General features: G+C 28.8%; 15 protein-coding genes. 6 read left to right on the forward strand and 9 right to left on the reverse strand.

Translation table 11 applies throughout. The features are described 5' to 3' along the window. Window positions 1-184: 184 nt before the first annotated feature. Window positions 185-2,257, reverse strand: coding sequence for a sigma-54 interaction domain-containing protein (locus EG57_RS0212100; protein ID WP_032077472.1), 2,073 nt, complete (start codon window positions 2,255-2,257; stop codon window positions 185-187). Between the two features lie 170 nt (window positions 2,258-2,427). Between EG57_RS0212100 and EG57_RS0212105 the strand changes: the two genes are divergently transcribed. Further along, window positions 2,428-2,859, forward strand: coding sequence for a hypothetical protein (locus tag EG57_RS0212105; protein ID WP_032077473.1), 432 nt, complete (start codon window positions 2,428-2,430; stop codon window positions 2,857-2,859). 222 nt (window positions 2,860-3,081) lie between these two features. Here the strand turns inward: EG57_RS0212105 and EG57_RS0212110 are convergent, their stop codons facing one another. Continuing rightward, on the reverse strand, window positions 3,082-4,233 hold the full coding sequence (locus EG57_RS0212110; protein ID WP_032077474.1) for an MFS transporter: 1,152 nt from the start codon (window positions 4,231-4,233) through the stop codon (window positions 3,082-3,084). Between the two features lie 169 nt (window positions 4,234-4,402). Between EG57_RS0212110 and EG57_RS0212115 the strand changes: the two genes are divergently transcribed. Both EG57_RS0212115 and EG57_RS0212120 read left to right on the forward strand, forming a co-directional pair. After that, window positions 4,403-4,870: a spore coat protein gene (locus tag EG57_RS0212115; protein WP_032077475.1), complete on the forward strand. Its 468-nt coding sequence runs from the start codon at window positions 4,403-4,405 to the stop codon at window positions 4,868-4,870. Window positions 4,871-5,170: 300 nt separating this feature from the next. Beyond that, window positions 5,171-6,229 carry an HD-GYP domain-containing protein gene (locus EG57_RS0212120; RefSeq protein ID WP_032077476.1) on the forward strand — a complete coding sequence of 353 codons (1,059 nt, stop codon included), beginning with the start codon at window positions 5,171-5,173 and terminating at the stop codon, window positions 6,227-6,229. 38 nt (window positions 6,230-6,267) lie between these two features. Here the strand turns inward: EG57_RS0212120 and EG57_RS0212125 are convergent, their stop codons facing one another. Both EG57_RS0212125 and EG57_RS0212130 read right to left on the reverse strand, forming a co-directional pair. Beyond that, window positions 6,268-6,867: a TetR/AcrR family transcriptional regulator gene (locus EG57_RS0212125; protein WP_032077477.1), complete on the reverse strand. Its 600-nt coding sequence runs from the start codon at window positions 6,865-6,867 to the stop codon at window positions 6,268-6,270. Then, on the reverse strand, window positions 6,860-11,179 hold the full coding sequence (locus EG57_RS0212130) for a 2-hydroxyacyl-CoA dehydratase (protein ID WP_032077478.1): 4,320 nt from the start codon (window positions 11,177-11,179) through the stop codon (window positions 6,860-6,862). Before EG57_RS0212130 ends, EG57_RS0212125 begins: the two co-directional genes overlap by 8 nt. A gap of 696 nt (window positions 11,180-11,875) precedes the next feature. On the opposite strand from EG57_RS0212130, the gene EG57_RS0212135 reads away from it, so the two are divergent. After that, window positions 11,876-12,736: a YitT family protein gene (locus EG57_RS0212135; protein ID WP_032077479.1), complete on the forward strand. Its 861-nt coding sequence runs from the start codon at window positions 11,876-11,878 to the stop codon at window positions 12,734-12,736. A 108-nt stretch (window positions 12,737-12,844) separates the two neighbouring features. On the opposite strand, the gene EG57_RS0212140 is transcribed toward EG57_RS0212135, so the two are convergent. Genes EG57_RS0212140 through EG57_RS0212150 form a run of 3 tightly spaced genes read right to left on the reverse strand, consistent with a single transcriptional unit; the run spans window position 12,845 to window position 15,672 of the window. Next, the gene (locus EG57_RS0212140) at window positions 12,845-14,014 is read right to left on the reverse strand and encodes an ABC transporter permease (protein WP_032077480.1); all 1,170 of its coding nucleotides are present in this window, start codon (window positions 14,012-14,014) and stop codon (window positions 12,845-12,847) included. Between the two features lie 12 nt (window positions 14,015-14,026). Beyond that, window positions 14,027-14,689, reverse strand: coding sequence for an ABC transporter ATP-binding protein (locus EG57_RS0212145; RefSeq protein ID WP_032077481.1), 663 nt, complete (start codon window positions 14,687-14,689; stop codon window positions 14,027-14,029). Between the two features lie 23 nt (window positions 14,690-14,712). Continuing rightward, window positions 14,713-15,672, reverse strand: a complete 960-nt coding sequence (locus EG57_RS0212150) for an efflux RND transporter periplasmic adaptor subunit (protein WP_052037887.1) — start codon at window positions 15,670-15,672, stop codon at window positions 14,713-14,715. Window positions 15,673-15,949: 277 nt separating this feature from the next. Between EG57_RS0212150 and EG57_RS0212155 the strand changes: the two genes are divergently transcribed. Together EG57_RS0212155 and EG57_RS0212160 are read left to right on the forward strand one after the other, a co-directional pair. Beyond that, on the forward strand, window positions 15,950-17,098 hold the full coding sequence (locus EG57_RS0212155; protein ID WP_032077482.1) for a methyl-accepting chemotaxis protein: 1,149 nt from the start codon (window positions 15,950-15,952) through the stop codon (window positions 17,096-17,098). Window positions 17,099-17,305: 207 nt separating this feature from the next. Continuing rightward, on the forward strand, window positions 17,306-18,340 hold the full coding sequence (locus tag EG57_RS0212160) for a GntG family PLP-dependent aldolase (RefSeq protein ID WP_032077483.1): 1,035 nt from the start codon (window positions 17,306-17,308) through the stop codon (window positions 18,338-18,340). Between the two features lie 188 nt (window positions 18,341-18,528). Here the strand turns inward: EG57_RS0212160 and EG57_RS0212165 are convergent, their stop codons facing one another. Both EG57_RS0212165 and EG57_RS0212170 read right to left on the reverse strand, forming a co-directional pair. Next, window positions 18,529-19,749: a sensor histidine kinase gene (locus tag EG57_RS0212165; protein ID WP_032077484.1), complete on the reverse strand. Its 1,221-nt coding sequence runs from the start codon at window positions 19,747-19,749 to the stop codon at window positions 18,529-18,531. Beyond that, a complete protein-coding gene (locus EG57_RS0212170) occupies window positions 19,734-20,429 on the reverse strand; it encodes a response regulator transcription factor (RefSeq protein WP_032077485.1) in 696 nt (231 codons plus the stop codon). The genes EG57_RS0212165 and EG57_RS0212170 overlap by 16 nt, the downstream gene beginning before the upstream one ends. Window positions 20,430-20,513: the final 84 nt, after the last annotated feature.

The raw sequence follows: 20,513 nt of genomic DNA on the forward strand, positions 1-20,513 counted from the left end.
TCCTGATTATAGCAATACTTGATAAATATTTTAATTAGCAAGTATCATGCCATATATTAAACATTACTCTTTTTTATTGTTTTTAATATTTTTCTTTCTAATTTAAAAATAAATGGTATTAATTATTTAAAAATTCAATCCCATTGATACCATTTATAATAAATATTTATTTAGAATCTTGCACTTATACTTTTAAATATTTAAGTACTTTTATTCCATACTCTGTTATTACACTTCCTCCTCTTCCTTTATATACTTTTGCCATAAGAAACTTTTCTAAATTAATCAATATTAATCTAGCCTCTTGTTCACTTATAAAAATGCCCTTTTCTCTTGCAGTTTTATATAAAGTTCTTCTTCCTATTCTAGTCTTATTAATATAGCTCTTTTTAAGTTCTTCCATTATAAATATATATTTATCAAGTTTTTCATCAGCTAATTCTAAAAATTCTTCTGCCATTTTTTCTTCATCATGGGTTAAAATATTTTCATGTAGAACAACTTCATCATTAAATGGCAAATCCTTTACATCAATAGAATCCAATTCTAAATTAGCAAGATACTCCACATAATTTTTAAGCTCCCTTATATTTCCTCTCCAATTATGATTAATTAACATTTCCTTTGATGCTTCTGTAAAATGAAAATTACTTTTAAATTCATTTTTCATTTTGTTAATTAGAAATAATATATCTTTTTTCCTATCTCTTAAAGGTGGTATTTTCAAAGGAAGTACATTTAATCTATAGTATAAATCCTCTCTGAATTCACCTTTTCTGACCATTTCCTTTAAATTTCTATTAGTGGCTGCTATTATTCTTATATTTACTTTAATTAGCCTATCACCACCTATTCTCATTACTTCCCTCTCTTGAATAACCCTTAAAAGCCTCATTTGAAGGTTTATTGGCATTTCTCCAATTTCATCAAGAAACAAAGTTCCATTATGAGCTAATTCGAAAAGTCCTGGTTTGCCTCCTTTTCTTGCTCCTGTAAATGCTCCTTCTTCATATCCAAACAATTCACTTTCTAGAAGACTTTCAGGCAAAGCTCCACAGTTTACCGCCACAAATTGATATTTCTTCCTTTGTGAACTATTATGTATAGCTTGTGCAAACATCTCTTTTCCAGTTCCAGTTTCTCCTGTGATCATAACGGAAGAATCTGATTTCGCCATTCTTTTTGCAATATTCTTGCAATTTTTTACAGCTTCACTTTCTCCTATTATATCTTGAAAGTTATATTTAGCTATATGACCTTTTCCGATAAGCTGCTGCCTCAATTTATGCTGATTTTTTTCTATATCACTAAATTTTCTAACTATAGCAACAGCTCCATAAAGCTTCCCTGAATGAATTATAGGATGTACCGATGCTACTATATCATATCCATTTATTTTTATAAGTTTTTCTTTAACTGCTTCTAAATTTTCTAATGCCAACTTAAATGGAATATCAGGCATTATCTCCAAACCATGCTTGTTCATGACTTGATTTTTCTTATAGCCTACTATATTTTCTGCCACTTCGGTATAGGTACGTATTATTCCCTCAGCATCAATTCCTATGATACCATCATCTAAAATTTGAAGTAATATATCCAACTCACTTTCAAATCTATTAGATAATCCCATTACATTGGATAACCCAATATTTGTAGTAACAATTTCCCTATAACTTTCTCTAATATTTTGTCTTTGTAAAATATCACTTAAATTTAGTTTTGTTCCAATATCAATTATAGTATTAAGCTCTAAAAGACTATTACCTACATTAATAACTTTTTTACAAGAATAGCTATTATATATAGATGTGCCTAATACAATAATGTAGTCTTTATTCATCTGATCATTATTCCCAGGATACCCTGGTTCTATATCCAAGTTTCTTATTCCCAATTGATACAATATTGAAATCATCTGCATTGCCATTTCTTTTGTTTCATCAAGAAATAATACAGAAGCTCCTTCCTCTATTTTCATAACTTTTTGTAAACCAGCTTTAGAAATTGTCCTAGTTGCTATGATTATGTCTGTTTTCTTCTGCATATAAGGCCTAATAAATCTAAAAACATCCTGTGATTGAACTAATACTAAATCTGCTTCTATACCATTTTTAATTTTTTCGTTATCAATACAAATCTTCTCCAAAATTATATTATCCGAAAATAAAGTCTTAATCTGTTCATAATAAGTATTTGCACTTGATTCACTGTAACTTATTACCAGTAATTTTTTTTTATCTATTTCTCTAAACATTATTTTCACCCTTTATTTATCATACATTTTATTCTTTACAATTAGTTATTTTACTATAGTTTTATTTAAATTTCTACTATCAGACAATGTTAAAGCATATAATTATATTACTGATATAGCTGCTAATTTATTATAATATATAAATTTGGCTTTAGTTGTAGGAGGTATTTATGAGTGATAACCAGATTGATAAACATATTCCAATAACAAATCCAATATCTGAATCTCCAATTGATGAAGAATCAGAATTTGAAAACATAGAATCATCAAATTCTATAAATAAATGTATTGATAAGACTGAAAATACCTTGAAAGATATAAATTCTATTAAAGATGAATTATGCAAGTTGCCCTTGAATCCATGTGAATCTCAATATATTAATAATAGTATAAATCCCTTATTAAATATTCTATATTTACTTGCACAAACTTCTTCAGGGCTGTCTAATTCAGCAAGATTCTTAACAACTTCCTCTATAGTTCATCCCAAAAATTCTGATATTAAGGATACTGTTCATTTAATATATAAAATTAATGATGAATGTGATGACATATACGATGTGTTGAAGAAAAGATTAGAAATTTTATTAGATAACTGTTAGCAATATCAACTGTTATACAATTTACATAAAAAGCATATTACGACGCAAAGGTGCAGTGGAAGTTTGGATTTTAACTTTTACTCCGTGATATATGATAAGTATTATGAAAGCTACGCTTTTTATTTAGAGTAATATATACACGGAATACAGTTGAAAGTTACTTCGCTTTACATACGCTTGAGTCACATTATTTTTATATCATTAAAATTTATTACTCATTTACTAATGAATACTTTTAGTTTTAAGATTTAAATATCTCACAGAAACTAGTGCTATATATAAATAGAACACTATTTGAATTATAAAAACATATTTAATATTTATTCCACCCGCAAAACCTATTATATAAGTTAAAAATGTGGCTCCAAGATAGTTAAAAATCATTATAATCGCTGAAGCTGAATATACATTTTCTTTTCCAACATGCTGTATAAGATATCCTTGAAGTGCTGGATACATTAATGCTATAGATATACCTATAATTGCAAGGCCCACTAAAGCTTGAATTTTATTTGTTCCAGTTAAAATGACAATCACACCCACAATAGATATTACTGGGGAAATTGCAAGAAATTTCAATTGACCTACTTTTTCCAAAAGCTTATCTCCTATGCTTCTTCCTATAGTAAACAAAATCCAGAAGCCAGAAAGAATATTAGGAACCTCTTCTTTGTTAACCCCATAGCATTTTTCAAGAAACCCACCTGTCCAATTGGTTGTTGATATTTCAGCGCCTACATAAAAGAAGATTGCAATTGAAAAAAACATAACCAATGGATTTTTTATTATATCAAAAGAAACTTTAGCATGATGCTTACTACCAGATGATGATCGAATATCCATTTTTCTTACAAGCATCAACAATAAACACATGCATAATATATGTATAATATATGTATAATTAAATTTTATTTCATTCTTTAATATAAGCCTATCTATTGGCAAAATCAAAATTCCACCTAATCCAAAGCATGCATTGGCAAGACTAAATTTTTGATATTTAGTTGGAAGTATGGATAGAATAGTGCTAAAAAATAAAGACATCATCCCTATTGCTAATCCTGATATGAAATATCCAAATAAAAGTGCATAAAATGACTTTGAAATTATAATTATTAAACTTGCAAATATAGTAAGACAAAAGCCTGTACTCAATCCTTTCTTAAGACCTATTTTTTGCATAAACCTAGCACCCAATATACTCATTCCAAATGATGCAAAATAAACCACTGATGGCAATATAGCAATAGTATTTGATGCTACATTATAATTATTTTTAATAGTAGTTATAAATGGCGATAATGTATTAGAAAATAATGAAGAAAAAAAGTATCCTATAAAAACAATTATCATATTTCTATAATCTTTATTCATGCGTATCCTCCCATTTTAAAATTACAACTTATTATACAACATAAGACATCATGGAGAAAGTATTAAATCTTTATATTTTATAAAAATTTGTCAGTATATTTTGCTTTATATAACTAATACTATATTTTGAAAACAAATAATAATTTTATCATATAAGGAGGATACATTTATGCCAACTCTAACACAAAAGGAAAATATGCTATTAAAGGATGAAAAATCACATGAAGAGTTATGTATAAAAAAGTACAATACATATTCTAATGAGGCACAAGACCCAGAATTAAAACAATTATTCACAACTTTAGGTCAACACGAACAGCAACATTTAAATAGTATAAATAGTATGCTAAATGGTCAAGTGCCAAATGTAAATCAGCAAGGACAACAAAATCAAACCCAAAATGTTAATATGAATACAAATAAATCAAATATGGCCTTTAATCAAAAGGATTGTGATCTTTGTCAAGATGCACTTACTACAGAAAAATATGTGTCTTCAACTTATAACTCAACAATTTTTGAGTTTAAAGACCCTAATGCTCGTCAAGTACTAAACCATATTCAAAAAGAAGAACAAGAACATGGTCAACAAATATTTGATTATATGTATAAAAAAGGATATTATACACCTCAATAAATATTTTTCATCAAAACTTTAACTCTTCATTAAAAGTTAGTAAAGATATTTTCCATTGATCTTTACTAGCTTTTTTTATATCCCTCATAAAATAAATCTACAGTTTAAATTTAAATTTAAATTTAAATAAAAAAAAACGCATAAATAAATTGTTTTTTTTCGTCAAACCTATTTAGAAATATAAAAATATCACGATAAACTATACATATATGTTATATATTACTAATTTAATTAGTAATATTATTAATTTAAATAATATTTTATTTAAATAGAAATTAGTAATATGGGGTGGATTATACTATGCAGAAAACAAAATTGTTATCAATTAATGAATTAAAACCAGGAATGATATCATCTATGGATATAAAAATTGAAGGTACAATATTATTAGCTAAAGGTTTCGTCATCACTCAACCTATTATAGACAAACTGAAAGAAACCTATATTATTGACAAAGTACAAGTTCTATTAGATAAAGATTCTGATGAAACTTTTATTTTCAAAGTAAAAACAGTAAAGGAGCTTCAAACTACCTTTAGCGAATTTTCATCAAATTTAGAACATATTTTCACAGATATATCATCTTTAAAAGTACCTAAGCTATCTGAAATAAAAAATTTCATAGATAAAATTGAAGAAGAATTCAAATCAACAGGTGTGGTTATAAAAAATATACTATTTTATGGCAGTGTAGGTGACCCCGTTTATAGACATACTGTAAACGTAACTGCTATTAGTTTTATATTAGGTAAATGGTTAGGCCTTGATGTACAGGATTTGGCTCTCTTAACTTATGCAGCAATACTACATGATTTTGGTAAAATTCAAATTGATAAGGATATATTGAACAAAGAAGGTTCTTTAACTCCTGAAGAATATGAAACTTATAAAACTCATCCTGTTATAAGTTATCATTTTATAAACCAGATTCCTTGTATAAATCCTTCTATAAGTCGCTCAATAATAATGCATCATGAAAAAATAGATGGATCTGGCTATCCTCTTCAAGTTAAAGGAAATAAGATTCCTAAATTTGCAAAAATAATAGCTATTGCAGATTTATTTGATACAGTTAGTTCCAATAGATATTCTAAAAAAATTACAGGTCCACTTGATGCTCTAAAAGTTATTAAGGAAGAAAGCCTTACAAAGCTTGATTCCAGTTATTGTAATATGTTTTTAAACCATGTAATGAATTTTTTCATGGGCGAAACTGTTCAATTAAATGATAAACGTTTGTGCAAAATTATACAAATTCAAATGGAAGACTTGACAAATCCTTTATTACTTGATGATGGAGAATTCCTTGATTTAAAAAAAGAAAAGGATTTATATGTTGAAAAATTAGTTGTATCATAATTAAAATAGAGCATTACACAATGCTCTATTTTAATTTACTATTTAGAAAGTAATGATTTTAAAATTAAATTTATATATATATTCCTAGTAGGCTTTTCACTATAATCAATGCCAGAAATTCTTTCAGTATAATTTCCAAGTAATAAAGGAATTTCTAAAGCGCCAAGAGCTTGAAAAACTTTCATAAGTAGTACCTCATCGCTTCCTTCTACTCCTACAGCTTTTAATGTATCTAAAATTTTCTTATATCCCGCATCTTTTAAAAACCTCATATAATCAGACTCAATATCACAATTACCTACACCATGATTTACAATATTTCTAAATACATCTGGGCATTCTAAAGTTGTATCTGAATAATTCTGCAAAAAATTTTTTAGTCTCTCCTCTGGTAAGACATCGTTATCTTCTAACAATTCAAAGCATTTAATAATTCTTTTAGAAAACACCTTCATAGCCTCATCAATTACATTGTCTTTACTGCCAAAATGATAATTAACTGCTGCTATATTCACTTCAGCCAAACTTGCTATTTTTTTAATAGTAATATTTTGAAACCCTTCATTACCTATTATATTTAACGTAGCATCTAATATTCTTTCTCTTGTAGACTGCTTACAACCCCATTTGCTATCCATTTATATCACTCCTATTGATAGCTTCTTTTAAACCACATTTATATTTAAAATATTCTTTAGATGTATATTGTTCTTCTGTAGAATCAAGTTCTTTTAAATTTTCAAATGCAGTGGAAAGCATAAGTTTTATTCTATTCAATTGATTTACTTCACTGGCACCAGGATCATAATCTATTGCAACTATGTTTGTTCCTTTATAAACCCTCTTTAATTCTTTCATGATACCCTTACCTGTTACATGGTTAGGTAAACATGCAAATGGCTGCATACAAACAATATTTTTAACTCCGCTTTGTATAAGCTCTACCATTTCTCCTGTCAAAAACCATCCTTCTCCAGTTTGATTGCCTAAAGAAACAATACTTGAAGCACCTTTTGCTATAGATTTTATAGATTCAATAGGAGTAAATCTTTTGCTTTTTCTTATGGCCTTTTTATAAGTCATTCTATAAAATTCCATGACAGCTATAGCTGCTTTTCCTAATAATTTAGGAAGTTTCTTTCCTGCTAAATATTTATATTTATACTCTGAATCACTAGCACAATATAATAGAAAATCCGTAAGATCAGGTACTACCACTTCTACTCCTTCTCTTTCTAATATATCTATTACATTATTATTGGCTGTTGGATGAAATTTTACAAGAATCTCTCCTACTAATCCAACTTTTGGCTTTAATCTATTACTTATCTTTAAATTATCAAATTCTTCTACTATAGATATAATATTATGTTTAAAGGTACTTTTATAAGCCATTTTCAAAGATTTTTTACATACTTCTACCCATTTTTCATAAAGCTGATTAGCTGAACCCTCTTCAATTTCATAAGGTCTAACTCTATATAAAACCCTAGAAAGTAAATCTCCATAAGTAAGCGCCATCATAGATCTATTAATTAAACTTAATGAAATTTTAAACCCAGGATTCTTTTCCATACCTTTAGCATTTAAAGATATTACTGGAATATTTGAAAACCCTGCATCTTTTAATGCTTTACGCAAAAAACCAATGTAATTTGTGGCCCTGCACCCTCCTCCAGTTTGAGATATTATAACCGAAGTATTGTTCAAATCATATTTGCCTGATTTTAAAGCCTCTATAATTTGTCCCACTACTATTATTGCTGGATAACAAGCATCATTATTTACATATTTTAACCCTTCATCCACAGCTTTTTTATCTTGAGATGGAAGTACTACTACATTATAACCAGATTGTCTAAATGCTTCCTCTAAAAATTGAAAATGTATAGGAGACATTTCTGGAATTAAAATCGTATGATTCTTTTTCATTTCTTTAGTAAATATTATTCTTTTATATTTATTTTCAACTTTTTTAAGCTTAAAACCACTATTTTCTCTTTCTTCTGCTGCTGCTTTAAGCGAACGAAGTCTTATTCTTATAGCGCCTAAATTATTTCCTTCATCAATTTTAAGAGATGTATATATCTTTGAGTTACCATTTAATATTTCCTGTACCTGATCTGTTGTAACTGAATCCAATCCACAACCAAAAGAGTTTAACTGAACTAACTCTAAATCCTTCTTCGTAGCAACAAAACTAGCTGCAGCATAAAGTCTAGAATGATATACCCATTGATCTACTACTCTAAGAGGTCTCTCAACATGTCCAAGGTGAGCTACAGAATCCTCTGTAAGCACTGCCATATCAAGTCCATTAATTAAATCTGGTATTCCATGATTTATTTCTGGATCTATATGATAAGGTCTTCCTGAAAGTACTACTCCCTTTATCCCTTTTTCTTTAATAAATTCTAAAGCATTTTCACCAGCTTTTCGAATATCTTCTTTAAAACTTTCCTGTTCTTTACATGCTTTATCTACTGCATAAGTAATCTCTTTTTCACTTAAATCAAATTCTTTAAGTTCCTCTAGTAATCTTTTCGCCAATACCTTTTTATTATGCAAAGGCAAGAAAGGCTTTATAAATTTTATATTTTGCTCTCTTATAGCATCTACATTATTTTTAATTACTTCGGGATATGATATTACAATAGGGCAGTTATAATGGTTGTCTGCTTCCTTTTGCTCTTTGCTTTCATAAGTAATACAAGGATAAAAAATAGTTTTTATACCTTTTTCTATAAGATTCATGATATGTCCATGAACCATTTTTCCAGGGTAACATACTGATTCTGATGGTATAGTCTCAATTCCCTTTTCATATATCCTCTTTGAAGATCTAGCTGATAATTCTACTCTAAAACCAAGTTCAGTAAATAGCGTAAACCAAAATGGATAATCCTCATACATATTAAGAACTCTTGGTATACCCAAAGTTCCCCTTTTAGCTTCTTCTTCTTTTAAAGGCTTATATTGAAAAAGTCTATCATATTTATATTTAAATAAATTTGGAAACAAATTTTTTTTCTTTTCCTTACCTGCTCCTCTTTCACATCTATTTCCTGATACAAATTTTTCTCCATTACCAAATTTATTTATGGTAAGCAAACAGTTATTTGCACATAATCCACATCTTGCCATACTTGTTTCTACACTGAGCTCATTCAATTCATGTATATTTAAAAGTTTAGTTGCATAACTGTCTTTATATTTTTCTTTAGCTATTAAAGCAGCTCCAAAGGCTCCCATTATTCCAGCAATATCTGGTCTAATAACTTCTCTCTCAGATAAAAGCTCAAAACTTCTTAATACTGCATCATTGTAAAAAGTTCCTCCTTGTACTACTATCTTTTCTCCTATTTCCTTAGGATTTCTTATCTTTATTACTTTAAACAAAGCATTTTTAATAACAGAGTAAGATAAACCTGCAGAAATATCTCCTACAGAAGCTCCTTCTTTTTGAGCTTGTTTAACTCTAGAATTCATAAAAACAGTACATCTAGATCCTAAGTCTACAGGCTTTTGTGAAAATATAGCCTCCTTTGCAAAATCCTTTATACCCATACCAAGTGAATTTGCAAAAGTCTCTAAAAATGAACCACATCCAGAAGAACAAGCTTCATTTAAAAGTATGCTTTCAATAACACCATCTTTTGTTTTTAAGCACTTCATATCCTGTCCACCAATATCCAATATAAAATCTACTCCTGGACAGAAAAAAGCTGCTGCTTTATAATGTGCTATAGTTTCAATTTCCCCTATATCAACCTTCAAGGCAGTTTTTAGAAGAGCTTCTCCATAACCTGTTACTGCAGAATTTACAATTTTAGCTTCTTTAGGCATAATTCCATAAAGTTCTTTTAATATTTTAACAGTAGATCTAAGAGGACTTCCTTCATTATTGCAGTAATAGGTATAAAGTATATTTCCTTCATTATCAATAAGTGAAGCTTTTGTTGTAGTTGATCCAGCATCTATTCCTAAAAAACAGTCTCCTTTAAAATCTGATAAATTTTTTCTTTTCACGGAATGGACATCATGTCTTTTTCTAAACTCTTCATATTCCTCATTATCCTTGAAGAGTGGTCTTAATCTATCTGATTCATCTATAGAAATATTCTTTAAATTCTCAAATCTACTCATAAGAGAATTTAAAGATATTTTTCTTTCATCAAATGAAGCTAAAGCTGCTCCTATTGCAATATAGAGCTGTGAATTTTCAGGAAAAACTACCTGATCATCTTTTAAATTAAGCATTTCTATAAATCTTTTTCTAAGTTCAGAAAGAAAGAATAAAGGTCCTCCTAAAAATGCTACATTACCTCTTATTGGTCTTCCACATGCTAGTCCACTTATAGTTTGAATTACAACAGCTTGAAGTATAGATACTGCAATATCTTCCTTTAATGCGCCTTCATTTAAAAGAGGTTGAACATCAGTTTTGGCAAAAACTCCACATCTTGCTGCTATAGGATAAATTGTTTTATAGTTCTTTGCTAATTCATTTAATCCTGAAGCATCAGTTTTAAGTAAAGAAGCCATCTGATCTATAAAAGAACCCGTTCCTCCAGCACAAGTACCATTCATTCTTTGGTCTATTCCATCCTTCAAATAAGTAATCTTGGCATCTTCTCCACCAAGTTCTATTACCACATCTGTTTGTGGATTATAAGTCTGTATAGCTTTTGTACTTGCTATAACCTCCTGAACAAAAGTTATCCCTACTGATTTAGAAAGAGACATTCCTCCAGAACCTGTTATCGTTATTGTTATTTCATTGTCTTTAAATTCTTTATAAACCCCAGCAATGATTTCTTTTACCGTTTTCTTTATATCAGAAAAATGCCTTTCATATTTACCATATACAAGTTCCATGAAGTTATTTAAAACTGCAACTTTAACTGTAGTAGACCCAACATCAATACCTACATGAAACAATTCATTCATAAATATTCCTCCAAATTTTACATATTTAATAACATTTTAAATTCAAATGTCATTTGAAATGCCATTTAAAATGCTATTTTATTCTATTTTAAATCTTAAAAAGCTTGCTGTCAATACAAGGTTTTATACTCAATATAATTAAAACATTTTCTATTTTTATAATTAACTGTAAATTGAAAATTTCTAGTTTTACAAGTTCATCAATGCTATTGTACAATTTTAAATTAACCAGTTATTTTCATATAATTTTTAATTATAACTTTCCTCCCTTGATTTAATAATAAATCTCTATCTATAACAAGCTCATTTACATTAAAGTAAAATTATTCCTATAATATGTATACTTATATTTCTTGAAATATATTAAAACTATAAAAATATATCAAATATATTATTTATAGTTTTAATATTTTTATATATACTATATAATGTTTATTTAATTTTAAAAAAGCCTTTAAAATATCAAGATATTATTTATACAATAAAGCATTTTAAAGTAAAATTTCTCTTGATTATTTATTTTTGTGCTATATAATTTATATTATGAGATTAATATTATGTGAAACTTCAATAACAGATGGGGTTTCAAATCCTATCTGAATTCTTACTTATAAAAATCCATAGATTATCTTCATAAGCATATATATTATGATAAATAATAATAAAATAATAAATGATTTAGAAAGGAATTATTAAATGACTACAAAATTTTTAAACAAGAATGATTTTATTGACTTTTTGTTTATTATACTAGGAAGCCTCGTAGGGGCAATCGGTGTAAATATGTTCTTAATTCATGCTAAACTTTTAAGTGGTGGGGTTACAGGACTAGCACTTATATTTCAATATCTATTTAAAATTCAAGCGGGTTATGTAATCATTATACTCAATATTCCTCTATTTATATTAAGCATTATCAAATTAGACAAAAAATTTACCATATTTTCCTTAATAGGAACATTAGCTTTTTCTTCATCACTAATACTAACTGAGCCCATATCCAATATTTTAAATATAAATGATAGTTTGCTTTTTTGTTTATATGGAGGTGTAGTTAGCGGAATTGGTAGTGGTTTAGTATTTGCTCACAGGGGTTCTACAGGTGGATTAGATATAATTTCTATGTTATTTAAAAGAAAATATACTAATTTTAACATAGGAAGAATATCTTTTTATATTAATTTAGTTATTGTAAGTATTAGTGCTTTTATATTTGGACTGCCTAGTGCTCTATATACTTTAATAGCTATGTATATAACTTCTTTTGTTATCGATAATATAGTAAAAGGTCTTAACCAATCAAAAGCTGTTTTTATTATTACAAAAAAAGAAGAAATAATATCTGAGCTTATAATGGTAAAACTTAATAGAGGTGTTACCTATCTCTATGGAGAAGGTGCTTATAATAAAGATAGTAAAAAAATACTATATTGTGTTGTAACACTTTCCCAATTGCCTGAATTGAAAAATTTAGTTACATCTATAGATGAAAAAGCTTTTATTTCCATTTCAGATACCTCTGAAATTCATGGAAAGGGATTTAAATCTGGCTTATAAATTTCAAATTAAAAGTACATTGCGACACAACTTTTTTAGAGGACAATTGTCTTCTGAAAAGTTGTGTCATATTATTTTTATGCAATGAAAATTCACTAGTTTTTCATATTATTCAAATCTCAATGCATCAATAGGTTTAAGCTTTGATGCCTTATATGCTGGAAATATGCCAAATATAATCCCTACTGCTAAGGAAAATGAAAATGCTACTACAACTACTGGTAAGGAAAAACTCATTGACATTCCCACGGCTTTAACACTCCACCCTAATCCCAATCCAAATAATACACCTGCTACTCCACCTAATGAACTCAAAACTAGAGCTTCAATAAGAAATTGAATTAATATATCCTTTTTCGATCCACCTAAAGCTTTTCTAATTCCTATCTCCTTTGTCCTCTCTGATACTGATACTAACATAACATTCATTACTCCTATACCACCTACAATTAATGATATTGCTGCTATTCCACCTAATAAATATGTCATGGTATTTGTTATTGAACTCATAGTATCTAATAATTGTTTTTGGCTCATAACTCTGTTGTTATTATCAGTAGACTTGAAGAAATTATTGAGATATCCATTTATTTCGTTAGTTAAAGTATCAACATTGTTTTGATCTAATGTCTTAATATATAGATTTTGAACATTTCTAGTTCCTGCCAGTCCTATAGCAGTAGTTGATGGTATAATTACCATATCATCAGTATTACTTCCCATAGAACTTCCCTGTGATTTCAACACTCCTACTACTTCATAAGTATTGCCTTTTATGTCAACACTTTTTCCTATAGGATCTGTAAATCCATAAAGCTCTGCAGCTATATTTGAACCTAAAACAGCTACTTTTCCTCTATAATCCACATCCAAGTCTGCAATAAATCTACCTTCACTAATAGTCATATTTCTTATATCAAGAAAATTGCTAGTTGTTCCAGTTATTGAAGTGTTTTGTGAATTTTTATCTACCTTAACTGTAGTACTTGTAGAAATAATAGGTGCAACCTTATCTATTCCCTGTATAGCTTCTACATTCTTCACATCATCAAGAGTAAACTGCTTAATTCCATTATTGTTAGATGTATTTGCTGAAATAAGATTTGTACCCAAAGATTGAACTTGAGAAGTTATTTGCTTTGTTGAACCACTTCCCATACCTACTAACACTATCACTGAAGAAATTCCTATGATTATGCCTATCATAGTGAGGGCAGACCTTAATTTATTGCTTCGTATGTTTTTAATAGCCAACTTTACCGTTTGAAAAAATCCCATTTAATTTCCCTCCTATGCATACAATTTTCCATCTTCAATAGTAATAACTCTTTCTGCTTGTTTGGCAACATTGGGATCATGAGTTATGATTACTATAGTTTGTCCCATTTTGTGCAGCTCTTTCATAAGTTCTATAATTTCTCTACTGGTTTTACTATCAAGTGCTCCTGTTGGTTCATCTGCCAAAAGAAGTTTTGGCTTACCAACCAAAGCTCTTGCAATAGCCACTCTTTGCTGCTGTCCTCCAGAAAGCTGATTAGGTCTATGATATTCCCTACCTTTTAATCCTACTTTTTCAAGTTGCTCCATTGCCAAATTTCTACATTCTTTTGCATTAATTCCTCTATATAAAAGAGGTACTTCTACATTTTCAACTGAATTTAATTTATTAAGCAAGTTGAAATTTTGAAATATGAAGCCTATTTGTTTATTTCTAATTTTAGTTAATTCAGATTCTTTTGCTTCGTCTACATTGATGTTATCAAATACATAACTTCCAGAATCTGAAACATCCAAGCATCCTAATATATTCATCAGTGTAGATTTACCTGATCCTGAAGGACCTATAATAGAAACAAATTCATTTTCCTTTATATTTAAATTTATATTATCTAAAGCTTTTACTTCTGTATCTCCCATAGTATAAGCTTTGCTCAAACCCTTAATTTCAATCATTAAACTTCTCCTTTCTTCAATCTCTAGTTTTCTTGTCCACTATTCTTCCCATTAACTTGATTATCTGATGATTTATTACTATTTTTTGTTCCTTCGCCTTGCATCATTTGAAAACCACCCATACCTCTCATCTTAGATGAGCTACTATTAGAAGTTTGTACTTGTGGTATTTCAACTTCTTGACCAGTTACTAATCCATTAGTTATTTCTACCATTCTTCCATTACTAATTCCCACTTCAACCTTTTGCAATGTAGTAGATCCATCATTTTTAGGTATAATTACATATTTTTGATTTTTAACATCCTTTACTGCTTCTACAGGCACTGCTATTACATTATCCTTAGATTCAGTTACTATTGTAGCTTCAGTAGACATTCCAACTTTAACATTATCTGCACTGTCAAAAGCTATTATTACATCAAAATTTGACACACCATTAGAATATGTGCCCTGCTGACTGATGTCCTTAATAGTACCTGTAAATTTTTTATCAGAGTAAGCATTAACTTTTATATCTGCCTTTTGACCAATTTTTAAATTTGGTAAATCTGTTTCATCAACTGATATAGTAGTATAAAAATTCTTGTTATCAAACACTGTTATAAGCTGCTGTGATGGATTTATACTATCACCTGCCGCTATACTTACATCACTTACAATACCATCAAAGGGTGCTAATATAGCATCACTTCCATTTTTAAATGTTATAAGTTCTTGCCCTTTAGTTACCACCTGATTTTTGCTTACTAAAACAGAATCTACAGTATCTTTATTAGCAGACTTAATAACTTGCGTTTCTGATGACTGAACACTACCTGACCCTGAAACTGACTTTTTAATACTTTGAATTGATGCTTTTACTTTAGAAAACTGCGAAGTTTTACTTACAGTCGATGCTTTAGCTGTAATATTTTTATACACTCCAACTCCTCCAACTCCTAAAATCGCTACTAACATTATACTAATAGTTATTTTTTTCATAATCATCTATCCTCTCTATACTAATTAATTTAATGTGCTTTACTATGAAATCAATTATGACATTGCAACCTTAACTTTTCCTTAATTTCATTAAATAAATAAAATCTACTTTTGTTATTTAATAGATAATTTGGGTTAAAGTATTAACAATGTCAAACGAAATATTATAGAGTACATATTTTCAAAATTGGTTATATTTAACTTAAATTAACAGCAAAATTATATTAGAAATTTTGCTATACTCTGATAAATTTCTAAATTAAAAGGAGTTGATATTATGATTTCAAAAAAATCATTAGATGATTTAAAGGTATTTACTGAATTTGAAGCAAATTTAATACCTGGAGGTGTTGTATATGGTATTATAGAAGGTGATACCATGACATGGGTAAAATATTCTGACAATCTTGACCTTAATGTATTTTATGTAGGACTTAAATTAGACCATAATAGTACAACTATGACTTCCATTCGCGAAAAAAGGCCCATATCTCAAAACATTCCCCGTTCTGTTTATGGTATGAGATTAACTATTTCTTCTATACCTATCATAGATGAAGAAGGTAATTCTATTGGTGCTTTTTCTATGGCAATTCCAAAATTGCACCCAGTAGTAAAGGCATTTCCAGATTTTGCACCAATGCTATCTGAAATGTTCGCTGAAGGTGTCCAACTTAGATTAACAGATTTAAATAAAATCGTACTTACTCAATCCTCACAAAAATTTGATATACCTTCTTTAAAAGAAGGGGTTTCTCTTAATGAAAATTCCATTGAAATTAAAGCAATAAAATCCAAAAAACCTCAGACAGAAGAAGTTAACTCTCTAGAATACGGAGTTCCAGTTAGATTATCAGCTTATCCATTATTTGATGAAGTTAGCAACGAAGTAGTAGCTGCTTTTAGTGTAACTACACCAAAAGAAATTGCTGTAAACCTGCGCAACATGTCTTCTAATCTTGAAAATAATCTTACTGGAATATCATCTACTATCCAGGAATTAGCCGCATCTGCATCCCAAATACATGCTAACCAGCAAAACCTTAACACCACTATCAACGAGATAACTGCTCTATCAGAAAAAATTAATGATGTATCACATTTTATAAAAGAAATTGCAGATGAAACTAAAATGTTAGGTCTAAATGCTTCCATAGAAGCAGCAAGAGCTGGAGAATTTGGAAGAGGCTTTGGAGTTGTTGCTAATGAAATTAGGAGGCTGTCTGATCAATCAAAGAGTACAATACCTAAAATTGCCAAATTAACAGAGGATATAATAGCAAAAGTGGATGAATCAAATAAAAAAAGTGAAAATTCTTTATCTGCTAGCCAAGAACAAGCTGCTGCTACAGAAGAAATTACAGCAGGCATAGAAGAAATAACCTCTACATGTGAGGAATTAAATAAAATTGCACATAGTCTTTAATACTTTTACTTAATGAAAAAACTTACAAAGCTAATTGAGCATTATCTTTTAACTTTGTAAGTTTTTTATTTTGACTTGTTTAATTATATACACTTTTTTCACATAAGTGTTACTATTAATATAGAAGCAACTATAAATATTAAAATAATACTAGCAATGCAATAAAACTACATTGTAGAAATATAGTTTTATTTCAAGGAGGTCAAAATGAGTTTAATTAAAGATTATAGAAGTGATGCAGCAACATTGCCAACATTAGAAATGCGACAAGCTATGGCAAATGCCGAAGTAGGCGATGATTTTAATGGTGAAGATCCAACAGTAAATCGATTGGAAAAAATGAGTGCTAAAATATTTGGAAAAGAAGATGGGATGTTTGTTATTTCAGCTACTATGGCAAATCAAATAGCTATTATGACATCTACTCATCCTGGTGATGAGGTACTGGTAGGTGAAGAATCTCACATTTATAATATGGAAACTGGAGCACTAGCTGCTCTTTCAGGAGTTCAAACTAGACCTCTTCGCAGCCAAAATGGACAGTTTGATTTTAAAAATGTAGAAAAATCAATTCATAAAAGTGGGTTACAATTTCCTTTAACAAAAGTACTATGTTTAGAAAATACTTACGATTTAAATCGTGGAATTCCACTCTCCCAAGAGTACATGTCTGAACTCTCCTTATTGGCTCACAAAAATGATTTACTGGTGTATTTAGATGGAGCTCGAATGATTAATGCTGCAGTTGCTCTTAAAGTTGATCCTGAAATCCTATGTCAAGGAATTGATATGATGCAATTTTCTCTTTGCAAGGGATTAAGCGCTCCTGTGGGGTGTGTTCTTCTTGGTACGAAAGATTTTATTAAACAAACACGAAGAATGAGGCAAAGAATTGGAGGCGGAATGGCACAAGCAGGACATATGGCAGCCGCAGGTATTGTTGCTCTTAAAACCATGATTCCCCAAATAAAAATTGATCACCTAAATGCTAAACGTTTAGCCGTTGGACTTGCCAATTTAAATAGCAATCTAGTTAATGTGGAAAATACTTTAACTAATATAGTACAATTAAATCTTAAAAATATTAAAAAAGATGCTTACTATGTATCTAGTGATCTGCAAAAACGTGGTATAAAAATAAAAGTAATTGATTCAACAACTTGTCGATTTGTAACCCATAGAGGTATTACAACAGAAGATATTGATGAGACAATTGATGTATTAAAAAATATATTACTGTAAAACATGCAATTATTATTTTAGCAGCTTCTTAGTAATAAACACATTCTAAGCATAAATATAATGTAAAACCTAAATAAAGGACAAAGTTTAAACATCAAACAAAATAATTATGATTTAATATTTTCTAACGTTAGAAAGTAAACTTTTTTATTTGAACTTTGTTCTTTATAATACTGTGTCTCATTCTTTTAATTAACTGGAAGTATTATGTCAATTATTGTTCCCCTAGGAACATTTTTTTCAGCTCTTATAGTTCCTCCATGCTTTAACACTATCCATTTAGCAATAGATAAACCTAATCCTGTTCCACCTGTCTCTCTTGCTCTGCTCTTATCTCCCCTGTAGAATCTTTCAAATACTAATTCTTTTTCTTTTTCTTTTATACCTGCACCATCATCTTTTACAATAATACTGCATTTATTATCCTTCCTTTTAACATTTATCTCAATATTACCCTGTTCACAAGTATACTTTAGTGCATTATCCAAAAGAATTACTAAAAGTTGATGTATTCTCTCTTCATCACAATTTATATTTAAACCTTTCATTCCCTCTATTTTTATATGTTTATGTTCTATTTCAGCTATTTCAATGTATGGTTCAGATACTTTTTTTATTAGTTCTGTTATATCTACAAGTCTTTTTTCTATTTCTATTGCATTGGAATCAGAACGAGCAAGTGTTAATAAATTAGATACTAATTTAGATAATCTTCTTGTTTCAGAAAGAACTGTACCTAAATAACTTGCATTTTCTATTACTCTACTATTTGGTTTTTGGAAAACTAATTGTACTTGAGATTGTATTATAGTTAAAGGCGTTCTCATTTCGTGAGAAGCATCTTCAACAAACTGCCTCTGCTTTTCCCATGCAGTAACTATAGGCACCATAGTTCTTTGAGCTAAAAACCATCCTGCTGATATAGAAACTAAAAATATTATTCCACCACCTAAGATTATAATTTTCAAAATATTATTCATAAACTCTTTCTCTGAGTTTGTGTTTCTAAGCAATTGAACCATAACAGTTTTATCATTTAATTGGTCACTAAAGGCTATTGTTCTAAAATTAAATTTTTTGAACTTAACATCATATAATTCATCTATTTTTACTGGCTTAATGTATTCTTCATTGCTTTTATAAAATATAGGCATATGTGTATCTGAAAGAATATTTCCTTTATTATCTCTTACTATGGAAATCACTCTAGGATCTAACATTGATAAATTAGGATTGTTGTTTTTAAGATTCATTTCAATTATTTTTCTAGAAATAGCTAAACTTCTATCTACTTCTGCATATAAGCTTGATTTTGCATAAAAATATATAACTACATTAAATATTAAAAAAAGTATAAAAAAAACTACAGCATTTATCAATGTAAGTTTAAGTTTTAATTTTTTAAACATTTATTCTCCTCATCTATTTTAAACATATACCCTACTCCTCTTATGGTCTTTATATAATTATGACAGTCATATTGTTCTAATATCTTTCTTAGCTTATGTATATATACTTCTACAATATTTATAGTAGTATCTGATTCAAATCCCCATATTCTATGAAATATTTGTTCTTTTGTGAGAATAGCACCTTTATTATTAATTAAGTACTCTAAAATATCAAATAATTTAGTTTGAAGCTCTATTTTTTCCACATTGATGAATAGTTCCCTAGACTTAATATTAAGCTCTAATATACCGTATTTTAATATATTTTCAGATACCAGTGCTCCAGATCTTCTAAGCAATGCATCTATTCTAATTTTTAATTCTTCTATATAAAAAGGCTTGACAATATAATCGTCAGCTCCCATTTTAAAGCCTTTTATTTTATCCTCTAAAGAATCCTTTGCAGTGAGAAACAATACTGGAGTATATATGCCTTCCTGCCTAATAGTCTTAAGTATTATATCACCACTCAAATTTGGAAGCATTATATCAAGAATTATTGCATCATATATATTTTGCTGTGCCATGTATAAACCCTCTTCGCCATCTGAAGCACTGTCTATAGTATAGTACTTATTTAGACTATTTCTTATAACCTGTAAAATTGATTTATCATCTTCTACCACAAGTATTCTCATAGCATATTACTCCTTCTATTTATTAACCTTCAAAACACTTTACTTATGATAGTTTTTCCTAAGAATGAAACTATATTCTTAACA

This window comes from Clostridium drakei (assembly GCF_000633595.2).
Classification (GTDB): Bacteria; Bacillota; Clostridia; order Clostridiales; family Clostridiaceae; genus Clostridium_AM; species Clostridium_AM drakei.

Excerpts from the sequence above, each read along its gene's own strand:
- EG57_RS0212170 (WP_032077485.1), bottom strand. The coding sequence starts at position 20,429 with ATGAGAATACTTGTGGTAGAAGATGATAAATCAATTTTACAGGTTATA.
- EG57_RS0212145 (WP_032077481.1), bottom strand. The coding sequence starts at position 14,689 with ATGATTGAAATTAAGGGTTTGAGCAAAGCTTATACTATGGGAGATACA.
- EG57_RS0212105 (WP_032077473.1), top strand. The coding sequence starts at position 2,428 with ATGAGTGATAACCAGATTGATAAACATATTCCAATAACAAATCCAATA.
- EG57_RS0212135 (WP_032077479.1), top strand. The coding sequence starts at position 11,876 with ATGACTACAAAATTTTTAAACAAGAATGATTTTATTGACTTTTTGTTT.
- EG57_RS0212120 (WP_032077476.1), top strand. The coding sequence starts at position 5,171 with ATGCAGAAAACAAAATTGTTATCAATTAATGAATTAAAACCAGGAATG.
- EG57_RS0212160 (WP_032077483.1), top strand. The coding sequence starts at position 17,306 with ATGAGTTTAATTAAAGATTATAGAAGTGATGCAGCAACATTGCCAACA.
- EG57_RS0212155 (WP_032077482.1), top strand. The coding sequence starts at position 15,950 with ATGATTTCAAAAAAATCATTAGATGATTTAAAGGTATTTACTGAATTT.
- EG57_RS0212140 (WP_032077480.1), bottom strand. The coding sequence starts at position 14,014 with ATGGGATTTTTTCAAACGGTAAAGTTGGCTATTAAAAACATACGAAGC.
- EG57_RS0212150 (WP_052037887.1), bottom strand. The coding sequence starts at position 15,672 with ATGAAAAAAATAACTATTAGTATAATGTTAGTAGCGATTTTAGGAGTT.
- EG57_RS0212100 (WP_032077472.1), bottom strand. The coding sequence starts at position 2,257 with ATGTTTAGAGAAATAGATAAAAAAAAATTACTGGTAATAAGTTACAGT.
- EG57_RS0212165 (WP_032077484.1), bottom strand. The coding sequence starts at position 19,749 with ATGTTTAAAAAATTAAAACTTAAACTTACATTGATAAATGCTGTAGTT.
- EG57_RS0212130 (WP_032077478.1), bottom strand. The coding sequence starts at position 11,179 with ATGAATGAATTGTTTCATGTAGGTATTGATGTTGGGTCTACTACAGTT.
- EG57_RS0212115 (WP_032077475.1), top strand. The coding sequence starts at position 4,403 with ATGCCAACTCTAACACAAAAGGAAAATATGCTATTAAAGGATGAAAAA.
- EG57_RS0212125 (WP_032077477.1), bottom strand. The coding sequence starts at position 6,867 with ATGGATAGCAAATGGGGTTGTAAGCAGTCTACAAGAGAAAGAATATTA.
- EG57_RS0212110 (WP_032077474.1), bottom strand. The coding sequence starts at position 4,233 with ATGAATAAAGATTATAGAAATATGATAATTGTTTTTATAGGATACTTT.